At 40.8% G+C, this 14,468-nt stretch carries 9 protein-coding genes; 6 read left to right on the top strand and 3 right to left on the bottom strand.

Features of this window, described 5'->3' with window-relative positions:
• Window positions 1-101: 101 nt before the first annotated feature.
• A complete protein-coding gene (locus NMG86_RS01685; protein WP_026788401.1) occupies window positions 102-4,994 on the bottom strand; it encodes an ATP-binding protein in 4,893 nt (1,630 codons plus the stop codon).
• Window positions 4,995-5,177: 183 nt separating this feature from the next.
• Here NMG86_RS01685 and miaA point away from each other — a divergent pair, with 183 nt between their 5' ends.
• Window positions 5,178-6,101 carry a tRNA (adenosine(37)-N6)-dimethylallyltransferase MiaA gene (gene miaA / locus NMG86_RS01680; protein WP_237157276.1) on the top strand — a complete coding sequence of 308 codons (924 nt, stop codon included), beginning with the start codon at window positions 5,178-5,180 and terminating at the stop codon, window positions 6,099-6,101.
• Between the two features lie 362 nt (window positions 6,102-6,463).
• On the opposite strand, the gene NMG86_RS01675 is transcribed toward miaA, so the two are convergent.
• Together NMG86_RS01675 and NMG86_RS01670 are read right to left on the bottom strand one after the other, a co-directional pair.
• Window positions 6,464-9,649: a CHAT domain-containing tetratricopeptide repeat protein gene (locus NMG86_RS01675; RefSeq protein WP_052338600.1), complete on the bottom strand. Its 3,186-nt coding sequence runs from the start codon at window positions 9,647-9,649 to the stop codon at window positions 6,464-6,466.
• A 27-nt stretch (window positions 9,650-9,676) separates the two neighbouring features.
• Window positions 9,677-10,504 carry a DUF4384 domain-containing protein gene (locus NMG86_RS01670; protein WP_052338599.1) on the bottom strand — a complete coding sequence of 276 codons (828 nt, stop codon included), beginning with the start codon at window positions 10,502-10,504 and terminating at the stop codon, window positions 9,677-9,679.
• 533 nt (window positions 10,505-11,037) lie between these two features.
• Between NMG86_RS01670 and NMG86_RS01665 the strand changes: the two genes are divergently transcribed.
• The 5 genes from NMG86_RS01665 (at window position 11,038) to NMG86_RS01645 (ending at window position 14,462) form a co-directional block, all read left to right on the top strand.
• Window positions 11,038-11,631 (top strand): GNAT family N-acetyltransferase, encoded by a 594-nt coding sequence (locus NMG86_RS01665; RefSeq protein ID WP_052338598.1) that lies wholly within the window; start codon window positions 11,038-11,040, stop codon window positions 11,629-11,631.
• 110 nt (window positions 11,632-11,741) lie between these two features.
• A complete protein-coding gene (locus NMG86_RS01660) occupies window positions 11,742-11,990 on the top strand; it encodes a hypothetical protein (protein ID WP_026796873.1) in 249 nt (82 codons plus the stop codon).
• A gap of 132 nt (window positions 11,991-12,122) precedes the next feature.
• Window positions 12,123-12,830: a Uma2 family endonuclease gene (locus NMG86_RS01655; RefSeq protein WP_026788398.1), complete on the top strand. Its 708-nt coding sequence runs from the start codon at window positions 12,123-12,125 to the stop codon at window positions 12,828-12,830.
• Window positions 12,831-12,862: 32 nt separating this feature from the next.
• Complete coding sequence (puuE, locus tag NMG86_RS01650; protein ID WP_026796872.1) at window positions 12,863-13,804, top strand: allantoinase PuuE; 942 nt, start codon at window positions 12,863-12,865, stop codon at window positions 13,802-13,804.
• Window positions 13,805-13,817: 13 nt separating this feature from the next.
• Window positions 13,818-14,462 carry a calcium-binding protein gene (locus tag NMG86_RS01645; protein WP_036833046.1) on the top strand — a complete coding sequence of 215 codons (645 nt, stop codon included), beginning with the start codon at window positions 13,818-13,820 and terminating at the stop codon, window positions 14,460-14,462.
• Window positions 14,463-14,468: the final 6 nt, after the last annotated feature.

Below are 14,468 nucleotides of genomic sequence, written 5' to 3'. Positions count from 1 at the left end.
GTTTCTCACTCCACGCGATCGCAAATGCGTTGAAGATTAAAAACCCGATAACTTTCACGAAATCGGGTTTTTAGATCATACCTCAAGCAATCCCAAACCCCTTAGATATCTAAATCAGTTAAATTTAATCGGGGGGCGTGGGTTTCGATGAACTCCCGACGGGGGGCAACGCGATCGCCCATTAATACAGTAAAAATCCGATCAGCTTCGGCGGCATCTTCAACTTCAACCCGTTTAATCATGCGAGTTTCTGGGTTCATGGTGGTTGTCCAAAGTTGTTCTGGCATCATTTCCCCTAACCCTTTAAACCGTTGAATATTGTAGTTGGCATTGGCGGGTAAACTTCTCAAATGCTCTTGCAATTCTCGCTCATTGTAACAGTATTGATGGTTACGTCCCCGTTCCACTTTGTACAGGGGAGGACAGGCAATATAAATATAGCCTTGATCCACTAATTCCCGTTGATAACGATAGAAAAAGGTGAGTAACAAAGTTCGGATGTGGGCTCCATCAACGTCCGCATCGGTGTTATGACAGCAGAGTCCTCCAGTTCCACAAACAAAGTTTTCATCCCCATCAACGGAGAAGTCATAAACATACTCTCCAACTAATTCAATCTCCTCTGCCTTGATAACTTTTAATCCCATTAAATCTTCACTAATGGGTAAATAATCCATCGGTTTTTGAGTCGGAAGTTGTAAATAGGCGTTGAGTTTTTCTACCCCTAAATGACGTTGCCAAATTAAACGACAACTTTCGAGTTGTTGTTTGCCACAAAGGGTCAGGGTATAGTAGGGATAACGGGTTTGAATTGGGGCTGTGTCATTCAATTGAGGTTGATGTTCACTGGTACTCGCAATTAATCCCAATTGTCCGAATAAATAGAGTAATCCATTCTTAATTGAATTGGAGTTTGTAGTCCAAGAAATATTCGCCCCACTGGTTGTACCATCCCCTAAGAAATACCCCTCTAAAAAGGCAATTTGTAAAGGTTCTGTCACCGAGAAAACCAGATCGGGAATTTGTTTTTCATGGGATTTTTTTCCTAATCCCCAAGCCTGTAAAAGTCGGGCAGCAGCTACACTATTAAAGTACAGTTTAATCCCCTGACTTTCGGGATCATTATAGCGGCGTGGGGTTTCCCCAAATACCTCTTGAATAGCTGTAATTAACTCAGGAATAAATCGCTCATCTTTTGTGCCTAAATTCAGGCTGACTTGATGTTTTGATAGGGTTCCTTCCGCTACATACCAACCCAAAAACCACATCAATTCTGAAGTAATGGGTAAATAGCGATCAAAGGCTTTATTCTGGTGCGCTTGAGGAACAATTTTTAGGTTATCCCCCAACTGAATTAACTCGCTTGGTGTGAAATATTCAAAGGGTTTGTAATTACTAACTTCTCGCCAACGGGCGTTTTTACTGCTGTCATCTTGAGTCAGGAGTTGATCAATTTTAGAGGGAAGGGTTTGGTAAACAATATTTTCGTTACCTCCAATTGTCTCTAAATAATCCAAGAAATTAGACAAAATTGGGCGATTAATTCCCCGTTCCCAGTGATTAATAGTAATGGGTTGTTTGACTCCAATGGCAGTTGCCAATTGTTTTTGAGTCATGCCTAATGCTTGACGTTGGGCAATTAATTGTTCCCATCCTTGAGCATCTAATTCAACCCGGGTTTCACTGAATAATTCCGGTTTGTCAACCTGGGCTAAAATTCGCCGACTGGCAATTTTACGAACATCTTCTCCTTGTAAATATAATGATTGAGTTACACCCGCTTCATATAAAGTTCGGAGTAAATCAATTCGGGTTTGGGGTTCAGTTGAACGGGGTAAACGACGACTGGCAACTAACCAATCTCCCGGTTTAATTTCATTGCCTTTTTTGAGTTTAACTTCCCCGTTTTCATAAACAAAAACACTATGGGAAGATGTGACTTTAATCTGACGATTATAGCGAGTCGTCAGTTGATACATGGGTTCTTCATGACCGTGACGAATTACGGCTTTAATCGGACGAAAACGGGTGGCATGGGTTACGGGATCAAAGGCAATCACTTGATAGCGTTCTGGGGTACGTTTCCCTTCGATACACTCATCAATAAATTTGCCAATTTCCACAAATTCCGTTTTTCCGGTATCTTCCATTACTAGGGTTGGTTCATCACCCGCAACGCTCATAATTATGACTTTGTGATACCGCAATTGAGAAGCATCAAATTCTTCTCCTTTTATCCCTAATCCTAATGCTGTAATTAAGGATTGAATTTCATTATTTTTGTAGATTTTGGCATCATCGGTTTTCTCGATATTCAGGATTTTTCCCCGTAAAGGAAGAATGGCTTGGGTACGGCGATCGCGTCCTTGTTTGGCGCTATTATGCACAAATATACCCGCCGATAATGCGAAGTTATGGCTATGGGGAATCTCAATATCATAAACATCATGCCGTTCTTCTAACCATTCAATAGAAACTACCCGATGGTTATAGTTACGAATAGCAGTTCTGGTGGCAACTTCATCCCCTTCAAAATAGCGATCGCAAAAGGTTTTAAACTTCAGTATACTGTTATCTTTTTGACGTTTGCGATAATCTTCGTACTTGTCAACGTCCATATACCCATAATGGGAATAGACTTTATAAAGCGCAGCCAGTGTTTTGGCATAATAGGTTTCATCTAATGCTTGACGGCGTTTTTTACGAAAATCTCTTGTCCATTGTTCCTTCGTTTTTTCCCGTCGCCATTCCAAAAGTTCTTCATCTTCCCATTGTTTTTTCGCTGCTTCAGAATAAGATTCTCGTAATTCCGGGTTATTTGCAAACTGTTGACGCACCCGTTCCGATTGTTTTAGGCGATTTTCTTCATGACTCCAATATTCTTGTTGCGCCTGATATAACATTTCATTATTTTCTTGGCGATACTCCTCATTACTTTCATAAAACTCTCGCCATTTCTCCCCCATATAAGCTTTATATTCCTCATTTTCCCATTGTGCTTTAGCTTGTTCTGACAGGATTTGTCGGGTTTGAGGGTGCATCATTCGTTGCTTCATAAATGCTCGGAATTCTTCACTTTGATGCACTTGGCGACTTTTCTCAATCACATCAGGACGATGTAAGGTTTTTTCCAAATTAGCGCGATGTAAGGCTAAATGTTCTTCTGCTGGTAAGCGTTTGATATTGGTGGGATTATTGTTAAGTTTATGAAAATCAACATGGTGACGATGATTGCCTTCAGACGCTTGATAAACCCCATGTTTTAAGTTATAAAAATCGGCTAATAAATGGGTATAAATCCATTTATCATAACCGGGGTTCCAAACCATTTCATAACCGTTTAATCCTCCATCTACCCCTTTCTGAGAAATTTTGCGATGAAATGGCATTAAGGAATCTTCTGGGGTTAATTCTGCTGCTGCTTTATAGGTGCGATCGCGCAACATAAACGGGTGCTCGGGAGTACAAATCAGGGTTTCTCCATTATCTAAAGTTAATTTCACGACTTGGGCATTTTTCTTCGTTAGTCGTGCATTGGTGATGCGTTCAATGGCTATATTGCCACTTTGATTAATGGTGTAGCAAAAATGCTCTTTCCCCTCAGCCTGCTCATCAACAATTTCTTTGATAGTTTTTTCTGACCCATCAGCCAGCAATATATAAGTAAAACTAATAAAACAACCGCCAGCGCTGTCCCCTTCGACTAAGAAAATCTCGGATTCATGGGGATCTCGGGTACTACAGTCCGCTAATTTACCGGGTAAAGGTGAGGATTCTAAGACCGATTTTCGACGAACTAAATCCCGGGCTCGACGAGCGGCTTCTGCGGCTTTAAAGGCTTGGATGGCTTTCTCAATTATCGCATCGGCAATTCCTGGATTAAATTCTAAATACTCGGTTAAAGCTTCCCCCACCAATGAGTCAACAATTCCCCGAACCTCTGGATTTCCTAATCGGGTTTTGGTTTGTCCTTCAAATTCAGGATCGGGAACTTTCGCAGAAATAACGGCGGTCAGACCTTCCCTAATATTTTCCCCGCCTAAATTTGCTTCTCCTTCTTTAAGTTTATTCCGTTTACGGGCGATCGCATTTAAAGTCCGAGTCAAAACGGTTTTTAACCCTTCCAAATGGGTTCCACCATCGATAGTTCTAATATTATTAGCAAAGCCTAAAACCGTATCACTATAGGCATCGGTACACCACTGCAAAGCGACTTCTATTTGAACATTACTCCGTTCTCCACAAGTATAAATAATATCTTCATGGAGGGGTTGTTTATCATTGTTCATGTAGGCGATATACTCCCGAATTCCGCCTTCATAACGGTAGGTTTCTATCCTGGGAGTTTCCCGTCTTAACAGTTCTAAACGACTATCTGTCAGAGTAATTTTAACTCCCGCATTCAAATAGGCAAGTTCCCGTAAACGGGAAGCAATGGTATCACAATCAAACTCAATTCCGGTAGTAAAAATTACAGTATCAGGTAGAAAGCAAACGGAGGTTCCGGTGCGGGCTTCTTTGATCGGTTTTGATGTCAGTTCCGTGGCGGGAGTCCCCCGTTCAAAGCGTTGGGAATATTCTTTTCTATCACGAAAAACCGTGACTTCTAACCATTCTGATAAGGCGTTAACAACGGAAACCCCGACCCCATGTAAACCCCCAGAAACCTTATAACCGCCACCGCCAAATTTACCTCCGGCGTGCAGAACTGTTAACACCGTTTCTAAAGCGGACTTTCCGGTTTTAGAATGGGTATCGACGGGGATACCGCGACCATCATCGGTGACGGTGACGGAACCATTGGCGTTGAAATCGATTTCGATGTGGGTGCAATAGCCAGCCAGCGCCTCATCGATCGCATTGTCTACAACCTCGTATACTAAATGGTGGAGTCCTCTTGGCCCTGTGGAACCAATGTACATTCCAGGGCGTTTGCGAACGGCTTCCAAACCTTCAAGGACTTGAATTTGGTCGGCGCTGTAATTGCTGGTCATTTGATCACGACTCCAGTATTGGTTGAGTAAAAACGTCCCTTATGGCGTTCTTACATTAAAATGATAAAACTTTCAAAAATTGTAGCACAAATAGGTTGGAGAGGATCGTAGGGCATTCTCAAATGAAATTTGGACAGGGTTGATATATTCGGTTATCCGTGATGGGCGCAAGGAGAAGGAAAGTTGACTATTTGTACAATACCACAGTCACCCCAGTTAATTGTCATCTGTGGTGCGACGGCTACGGGGAAATCGGGTTTGGCAATCCAGTTAGCGGAGCGTTTGGGGTCTGTGGTTTTGAGTGCGGACTCTCGTTTGGTCTATCGAGGGTTTGATATTGGGACGGCGAAACCAACACTTGAAGAACGTCGGGGGATTCCCCATTATTTGATTGATATTTGTGAACCAACCCAGACTTTAACTGTAGCAGATTATCAGGATCAAGCGCAAGAATTGATTATGAATTCTGATGTTTCTGCTCCTATATTATTAGTTGGTGGTACGGGATTATATATTAAATCTATTGTGCGGGGAATGAAAATTCCGAGGGTTGCACCTAATTTAAAATTGCGATCGCAACTTGAAGGTTTAGGTCAAGTGCAATGTTATCAAATGTTAAAACAAATTGATCCGATGGCAGCGCAGAAAATTCATGCTAATGATCAGGTTAGAACTTTACGAGCTTTAGAAGTTTATTATATTACAGGTCGTCCGATTTCTGAACAACAAGGAGAAAATCCTCCGAATTATCCAATTTTACAAATCGGTTTAAATTGTGAACCAGAAGCATTAATTCATCGGATTCAAAAACGGACTGAAGACATGATCGAACGAGGATTTGTGCAGGAAGTAGAAAATTTATGTCAAAAATATGGAACTAAGTTATCGTTATTAGAAACTTTAGGATATCAGGAAATAAAACAATATTTAGCTGGGGATATTTCTTTAAAAACAGCCAAGGAATTAATCGTATTACATACCCGACAATTTGCCAAACGACAACGAACTTGGTTTAATGCTATTTCTGAAATTCAATGGTTTGATGCCGATAGTTCTAATTTATTAGATCAAGTTTGGCAAGCTATAGCAATCCTAAATAGGTTGTAATATTGCCTCCTTGCTGTGCCTAGATTTCAGGCTCATTTATCCCTACAAATCAAAATTAACTCATAATTCATAAACTGAGTTTCTAACTATTATTAAATTTAGAAACCCGGTTAATTATAAAATTGATTAAAAACTTGACAATTATCAAAATATTAATTAAAATATTAATATTTTGAGGATGAATTAGATCTGGCTTATGCGGTAATTAATGGTATTCAAGCTAGGGCAGAAAGAGGAAACTACAGCACACAACGGATGAAATTTCACTCAGAGCAACAAAGTTAACTTTTCGTTACATACTTGTTAATTTTCTCGCCCACTTACTTATTCTTTTGTACCATTCATTTAGACTTGCTATAATTCTAATTCATTAATGGGCTAGACAGAGGTGCTGTTTCTCCTTGACAAACCCATGCACCCCAAAAATAGGGATGGTTTAACGGTTGATAATCGGGTTCGGGATAGTCGTTTTTGGGGTATAATTCTTTGAGAACAGTTTGACCCAGTTCCGTTGTTTGTAATTTAGAAATTGTCGCATTTTTAATATAATCTTGGGCAAATTCTAACGCTTGCAGACGACCCCAACCCGTATCTATTTTATCAAAAAATAACTGCATTAACAACGCCGTTGCTTTATCGGGAACAGACCATAAACTCATAAGTAATGTTTTTGAACCTGCGATCGCAAATGCCCGACGCAACCCAAATACACCCTCTCCTGATGCTAAATCTCCTAGTCCCGTTTGACAAGCCGATAAAATACTAATTTCCGTTGCCCATAAATCTAATGCTGCCACATCTAGGGCAAAAACTAATCCTTTTCCGTATTCTTCCGATAAGGGTTGACCGCGTAAAACCGTGTTAGTTCCTGTTAAGGCTAATACCGATCTTAACATCGGATCTTCAACATTGGAAAATTGATTTTCTGAGGAAGGTTTAACTTCATTTTCGATAACAGTTGCCCAATAATTTAAGAAATCTGCTAAATTTTGCCGATTATTTTCTTTGTATAAATCAGCAATTAATCGCATTAACGCTAATAAATCTTTATTCCATAAATCTCGATAATTTTTTAACAGGTTGATTTTTTCACCTTCAGGACAGGTAAGCAAATCTTGAATTAAATGATGATAATTTTGTTCTTGTTTCTGCCCAACAAATAACCCGTGAGTAGCAAACAATAGAATTTTAGGAGATTTATGGCGATGCAGATAGGACTCGCGGGCTTCATTTTCTAAATAGGGTTCTACTTTCAGGAGTTTAGCAACGGTTTCTCCTAAGAAACGGGTTCCTAATACTCGCTGACAACCCGATAAAGTTTGCAGCAAGGTTTCGGGTTCGTTAGTGTTGAGTTCAATATTACAGTTTTGAGACGTATTTTCAACAATGTTATCCTCAACTTCGGGAAACGGTTGGGGATAATCAAAATTCGGATCAGCCATAATTAAGGGAGCCGATGGGATAGCATGGGAAACAATAGTTTTCCGCAAGATTTCTCGCCCCACACTTAAATAACTGATGCTGTAGTCTTCTATTAATAATCGTCCGTTTTCTTGGGCTAACAGTTGAAAGGGGAGCAGGTTTAAGTTGCTATCGGGGGCGATGATGAGTGACCTAACCCCCCCAGCCCCCCTTCCCTGCGAGGGAATGGGGGTGACATCTTTCTCCCCTCGCCTTGCAGGAGAGGGGTTGGGGGAGAGGTCAAACTCCCCTCGCCTTGCAGGAGAGGGGTCGGGGGAGAGGTCATCCAACACCTGAAACACCCGATCCAACAACAGCCGCCGCAACCCTTGACCATGACTGACAAAGGAGGAAGAAGACCGCACAACAACCTCCTCCTCATCCCAGCAGCCTAAACGGCCGATCGCATTTTCTTGAGCAGGGGAGAAATGATCGGGAGGAAGGGAAACCCCCGCCCGAAATAGACGAATTAACCGATCAATTTCCGCCGCATCCCCTAGATCCACCATCGCCACTTGATCCGGTTGTTGGGCGGGGAGAATAAACGCCAGATAACGGGCGGGTTTCCAGCATTCCTGTTCAGGGGCGGTGAAGTCATACACCTTAAAATGCACAAACTCCAACAGGGTACTACCGAGGGGAAGTTCCAACGCCACCGCTTGACGGTCGGGGAGGGCGTTTTGCAGTTGCACTTCAGGAATTTCACGGGCCAGCAGTCGGTTAATTTCATCGGCTTGTTTTTGCGACGTCCCGATCTGCTCAAGGATATCGTCTCGCTGCTCAAACTGACTGACTAGGGAGATGGTGAGAGCAATAATTTTATCGGTGATCTTCCGTAACTCTTGCACCTGGGGTAACAGATGGGGATAACGACCACTGGCGAGGGCGAGGTTTTGGGCAGCTTGGGCGGAAGCCGTCAAGCACTTGCGGCGCAACACTAAGTCAAAGGCGGCTTGTACCGCTTGCGACTGTTGGGGGAAATATTGCCAGACTAGGGAGAGGAAGGCTTGAAAATTTCCTCGAAGGGTTTTTAGGTAGTTGAGGCGATCGCGTTCTGAACCCGATCCGAACATTTGCCGAATATTATAATCTTCTATTTTCAGGGCTTCTTGCATTAAGAGGAATGCACCCCCAGGACGTTGAGTGGTGGCTAAGAGTCCTGCTAAGTTATGGAGGTCGGTAGCTAAAGAAGGATGGTTGGGGGGTAAGGCTTGACGATCGATGGCTACGGCTTCTAAATACAAGGGTTCGGCTTCACCGTAGCGTCCTTGGTTTCTGTAGAGTTCTGCCAGGTTATTGAGCAGGGTGGCTAAGTCAGGATGGTTGGGGGATAGGGCTTGACGGCCGATGGCAACCGCTTCTAAATACAAGGGTTCGGCTTTACCGTAGCGGCCTTGAATTGTGTAGAGTTCTGCCGAGTTATTGAGGTGGGTGGCTAAGTCTGGATGGTTGGGGGATAGGGCTTGACGGATGATGGCTACGGCTTCTAAATACAAGGGTTCGGCTTCACCGTAGCGTCCTTGACTTTTGTAGAGTAATGCTAGGTTATTGAGGCCGGAGGCTAAGTTAGGATGGTTGGGGGATAGGGCTTGACGGTCGATGGCTACGGCTTCTAAATACAAGGGTTCGGCTTCACCGTAGCGTCCTTGATTATAGTAGAGTGATGCCAGGTTATTGAGGCCGGAGGCTAAGTTAGAATAGTTGGGGGATAGGGCTTGACGGATGATGGCTACCGCTTCTAAATACAAGGGTTCAGCTTCACTGTAGCGTCCTTGACATCTGTAGAGTCCTGCTAAGTTATTACAACTGGTGGCAACATTGGGATGGTTTTTTCCCCATAGAAAACGAGCTAATTCTAACGCCTGTTCAGCAACAACTATTCCCTCCGTAAATGCACCCTGTTGATAGAGGTTAATAGCTTGTTGGCTGAGTTTTTGACGTTGTTTTTTAAGTTTTTTTGACTGACTAAATGGATTTAATTCTAATAATTTATCCTTCAGGTAAAGAACTAACTTAATTAAAGCAATAAGAAAAACTTTAATTCTTTTAATTAACTTTTGGTAAACTGTGACTTTCTTCTTACTCATATTTATACCTTCCTCTGAGTTAGATAATTAAGCAATAATTAAATATTCAGAACAAAACAGTTGATAGTCGTTGCTGGGGTTAAGGTTATTCTGAAGTTCTAATAAATGTTCTACCGTTAAGGATAGGAATTTTTCAGAACCTTGTTTTAACCAAGTTAGGGTTAAGGGTTGGGGGGTGATGAGGGCTAAAAATTTATCCGTGCCATAACTTCCCGTAATGGGAATTGCTGATTTACCCGTTTGGGGTTGGGGTAAAATTGTTTTACCGTTGATTAAATAGATATCCGTTGCTAGGGGAGAGGGACAACAACAAATCACCTTTCCTGATGTTCCCCGTTGCAATAAGGTTAAATATCCCGATACCTCTAAATTAATCTCAAATTTAATTTTATCTCCTAATTTAACCTTAAATTTGGTTTCGGGTTGTTCATCCATTGTCCAATCTAAACCTTGAACTTGAGGACGGGAGGATATAGCCACCGGATACATTTTATCAGTTTGGGTGGCAAGTTGTTCTAAGTCTTGCCAAACTTGTTCTAGGGTTAAGGTGATTCTATATTTTTCTAATAATGTTGTCACCTGACCCCATTGTACAGAATCAATATCACAAAGTTGTCTAATAGCTGGATAAACATCTTTCGATAAAGTTACTCTCACGCTATTAGCTTGTGAATGAACTTTATCGGCAATATAATCAGGACTATAACCTAACAGTAATCCTCTCAAGTATTTTTTCTGAACTGATGTTAGTTCTTTGGCATTTGCGATCGCTAAATCTGCATATAATTGAGGCAGATTCCAATATTGTGCCGCTTCTGCAAAGACTTGATCATCTGGGATATTAGCAATAACCATAATTCTCCTCTAGTTTAATTGGGAACCTATTGGGAACCGAGAAACCGGGTTTCTCACCAAGTTCTGTACTCAACACCGATATTTCTGTTAAGAAACCCGGTTTCTGAACTCTCCACTGGGAACCGAGAAACCGGGTTTCTTAAGTTCTCTGATTTGAAGATAACAAACCCTTTAATAAAATTCAAGCTAAAATCATCGATTTTGAGAATTACTATTGTTTCGTTAATGAGCATTAACCGATAAGGGCAAAAAATCTATACAACCTTGAAATAAATTTCAGGCTAAGAGCTAAAACCCGTTAAAACGGGTTAATGGAATCCAATCTTGAGTTATCTTTAGATAACTTTAGCTTTTAGCCCGAACTTTAGTTCAGGGCTATCCTGGTTATTAAATCGTTAATGGTCATTAACCTTAAAAACTTGAGAAACCCGGTTAATGAAGCCTATTTCATAATGCTATTGATTCGTTAATGAGTGTCAGTTACGCTTTAAATAATTTCCTGTCAATATGAGAGCAGAGTTCAGGAATAGATTATGACATCTTACAAATCATCCATCAATTCTGCAAACAATATTCAATCCTTCCCTAACCGTCAATTTAATCTGCAATTACCCACATTAATTGAAACCGAACGGATGCAATTAATTAAACCCCACCCCGATTATTTCCCAAAGGTTACACGGATGTTACAAGACCCTGAAGGTATGAAATATGTCACGACTGGGGCGCGTTCAAACGCACAAGCAAAACTGGAAACCTCAGCGTTTCAAAAAGATTGGGAACGACAGGGATGGGGGGCTTATTTTCTGTTGAATAAACAGACAAAAGATGTTATGGGAGCCGTTAAACTCTATTTAAGCGATCGCAGTCCCTATCTGCAAATTGGCTATTTTTTAGGGCGTGAATATTGGCGCAAAGGATACGGAACTGAAGCCGGAAAAATGGCTTTAAAACTGGGTTTTTATGGCTTAAATCAACCGCGTATTGATGCCTTTGCCCATATTAATAATATCCCATCCCGTCATATTCTCGAAAAAATTGGGATGACCTGCATCACTGAGCAATTCATCTACGATGGTCGCCAATATTCTCACTATATGATCAATCGTTCAGACTATCAAATCTAACGAAAAAACGGGGCGGTTTTAGCAAGATTTGGGGTAATTTTCAAAGGTTGACGAGAACCCGCCCCTACAGGTTTTTTTCACAAATTCATGTTAAGATAAAAGGAGATATTATGCAAGACAATAGCTGCAATGGCTTTGGGTGTAAGTGGATTCAGAACCGGCACGACGCTGATATTTGGGTGTGTTTAAAATGTGGAACAGAGCGTCATATTCGCACTAACGATCCCGCTTTAACGATTATTGTTTTTAGTGCGATCGCCCTGATCTTTGTCTCAATTTTAAATTCTCAATTCTCTCAATCTTCCGTTCAAACTCTCCCCGAATCCCCTGTCGTTGAAACCTACGATATTAACCCATAACCCATCAAATCGGGTTTCTAACTATTCTTGATAAATTTAGAAACCCGGTTAATTATAAAATTTGATTAAAAACTTGACAATTATCAAAGTATCAATTAAAATATTAATATATAGCTTAATTTTTCAAGAACAATGGCAACCTCAATCGCCAGTTTAAAAATAACTTGGGAACCCCTTCCCGATGATTTTATTTTACCCGATGATCCTGTGGATAATATTAATCAACCTGCTTTAGCTTCCGCTTTAACAGATAGTTTACAAAATGCGGGAAAACTACCCCCGAATAGTTTAACTCCAACGAATTATGGAATTTGTGCAACGGTTAATGACAAAATAGTAATTAAAGCACCAGACTGGGCATTTATTCCAGAAATTCGAGTTCCCAGAACCGATATTCAACGCAGTTATACCCCGCAATTACAAGGGGATATTCCGCTTTTAGTCGTAGAATTTCTGTCTGATACTGAAGGAGGAGAATATTCAATCAAATCAACCTATCCTCCGGGGAAATGGTTTTTCTATCAAACGATTTTGCAAGTCAAGTATTATGTGATTTTTGAACCCCATCAAGGCATTTTAGAAGTCTACGGTTTAAATGAAAATGGAGAATATCAGTTACAAACTGCTAATGCTGATAACCGTTATTTTATCCCAGAAATGAACTTATATTTAGGAGTTTGGCAAGGAACTAGAGAAAACAGAACCGGATATTGGTTGCGGTGGTGGGATGAAAGCGGAAACCTATTATTATGGGGATTTGAATTAGCACAAATTGAACATCAACGGGCGGAAAAATTAGCTGCACAATTACGGGCGGCAGGTATTGAACCGGAAGTTTAATTTAACCGAATTGCTTGGAGGAAATTGATCGGATGTCTGAATATTATCCCAGAAATATGATCGGTTATGGTCGCCACACCCCCGACCCTAAATGGCCGAATCAAGCCCGAATTGCGGTACAATTTGTAATTAATTATGAAGAAGGTGGCGAGAATTGTATTCTACATGGTGATCAAACTTCTGAAGCATTTTTATCAGAAATTATTGGGGCTGAACCATTTCAAGGACTGCGCCATTTAAACATGGAATCAATTTATGAATATGGCAGCAGAGCGGGTTTTTGGCGACTCTATCGGCTGTTTACCCAACGTCATATCCCCGTGACCGTTTATGGGGTTGCCATGGCTTTAGAACGCAACCCAGAAGCCGTTGCAGCTATGTTAGAAGCAGACTGGGAAATCGCTAGTCATGGTTATCGCTGGATTGATTATAAATATTTTAATCAAGAAATGGAGCGGGAACATTTAGAAAAAGCGATCGCTATTCATACAAAAATTACCGGAAATCACCCCTTCGGTTGGTATACGGGACGCACCAGTCCCCACACCCGCAAATTAGTCGTAGAAGCAGGAGGATTTTTGTATGATTCTGATAGTTATGCCGATGATTTACCCTATTGGATTTATGATTATGGTAAACCCCATTTAGTGATTCCCTATACCCTTGATAATAATGATATGCGATTTGCTACCAATCAAGGTTTTAACTGTGGGGAACAGTTTTTCACCTATTTAAAAGATGCTTTTGATATGTTATATACTGAAGGAGAAACCGCACCGAAAATGATGAGTATTGGGTTACATTGTCGTTTAGTGGGTAGACCCGGACGGGCGGCTGCACTCGCTCGCTTTTTAGATTATATTCAAAATTATGATCGGGTTTGGATCTGTCGTCGGGTTGATATTGCTAACCATTGGTATGAGTATAATAGACCTATACCCGAAAACTACGGTTTAATGATTAATCAATTTTAACTTAAAAAATATTATGGCAGATACAACTGTTACTCTCGATAACAATACCTTTGTATTTTTATTGGGAAGCGAGAATAATGATACCATATTAGGAGGGGTAGAAAATGACTTAATATTAGGACTTTCAGGGAATGATTTTTTATCGGGAAATTTAGGTAATGATTGGTTAAATGGCAATCTTGGTAATGATGCAGTTGTCGGAAACGAAGGCAATGATACCCTTTATGGAGGGCAAAATAATGATGTTTTAGATGGTCGCATTGGAGATGATTTATTATTTGGAAATTTAGATAGTGATGACCTGACTGGAGACACTGGAAATGATACCTTATTTGGAGGTCAAGGAACAGATATTCTGCGGGGAAATGACGGAGATGACTGGTTATATGGAGACAAAGATAATGATATCTTCATTGGAGGGGCTGGACGCGATCGCTTTATCCTCACGAATAATTCAGGAAGCGATACTATCAATGACTTTACCCAAGGTGAGGATATAATTGGGTTAACTGGAGGATTAACCTTTGCCCAATTAACCTTAGTTTCCGATCTGAATAATACCCTAATTCGTGTTACCAATACTAACGAAATATTAGCCACATTAATTGATATTTCTGCGAACAGCTTAAATAGCAACGACTTTCAAAGTCTACCTTAAATTTAA

Origin of the sequence: Planktothrix rubescens CCAP 1459/22 (genome assembly GCA_904830895.1) — a bacterium.
Taxonomy (GTDB): Bacteria; Cyanobacteriota; Cyanobacteriia; order Cyanobacteriales; family Microcoleaceae; genus Planktothrix; species Planktothrix agardhii.
The sequence above is the reverse complement of the archived record's forward strand: the minus strand, read 5'-3'. Positions and strand labels throughout refer to the sequence as shown.

Coding starts and splice junctions, on each gene's coding strand:
- NMG86_RS01685 (WP_026788401.1), bottom strand. CDS start 4,994: ATGACCAGCAATTACAGCGCCGACCAAATTCAAGTCCTTGAAGGTTTG.
- NMG86_RS01675 (WP_052338600.1), bottom strand. CDS start 9,649: ATGAGTAAGAAGAAAGTCACAGTTTACCAAAAGTTAATTAAAAGAATT.
- NMG86_RS01670 (WP_052338599.1), bottom strand. CDS start 10,504: ATGGTTATTGCTAATATCCCAGATGATCAAGTCTTTGCAGAAGCGGCA.
- NMG86_RS01665 (WP_052338598.1), top strand. CDS start 11,038: ATGACATCTTACAAATCATCCATCAATTCTGCAAACAATATTCAATCC.
- NMG86_RS01660 (WP_026796873.1), top strand. CDS start 11,742: ATGCAAGACAATAGCTGCAATGGCTTTGGGTGTAAGTGGATTCAGAAC.
- NMG86_RS01655 (WP_026788398.1), top strand. CDS start 12,123: ATGGCAACCTCAATCGCCAGTTTAAAAATAACTTGGGAACCCCTTCCC.
- puuE (WP_026796872.1), top strand. CDS start 12,863: ATGTCTGAATATTATCCCAGAAATATGATCGGTTATGGTCGCCACACC.
- NMG86_RS01645 (WP_036833046.1), top strand. CDS start 13,818: ATGGCAGATACAACTGTTACTCTCGATAACAATACCTTTGTATTTTTA.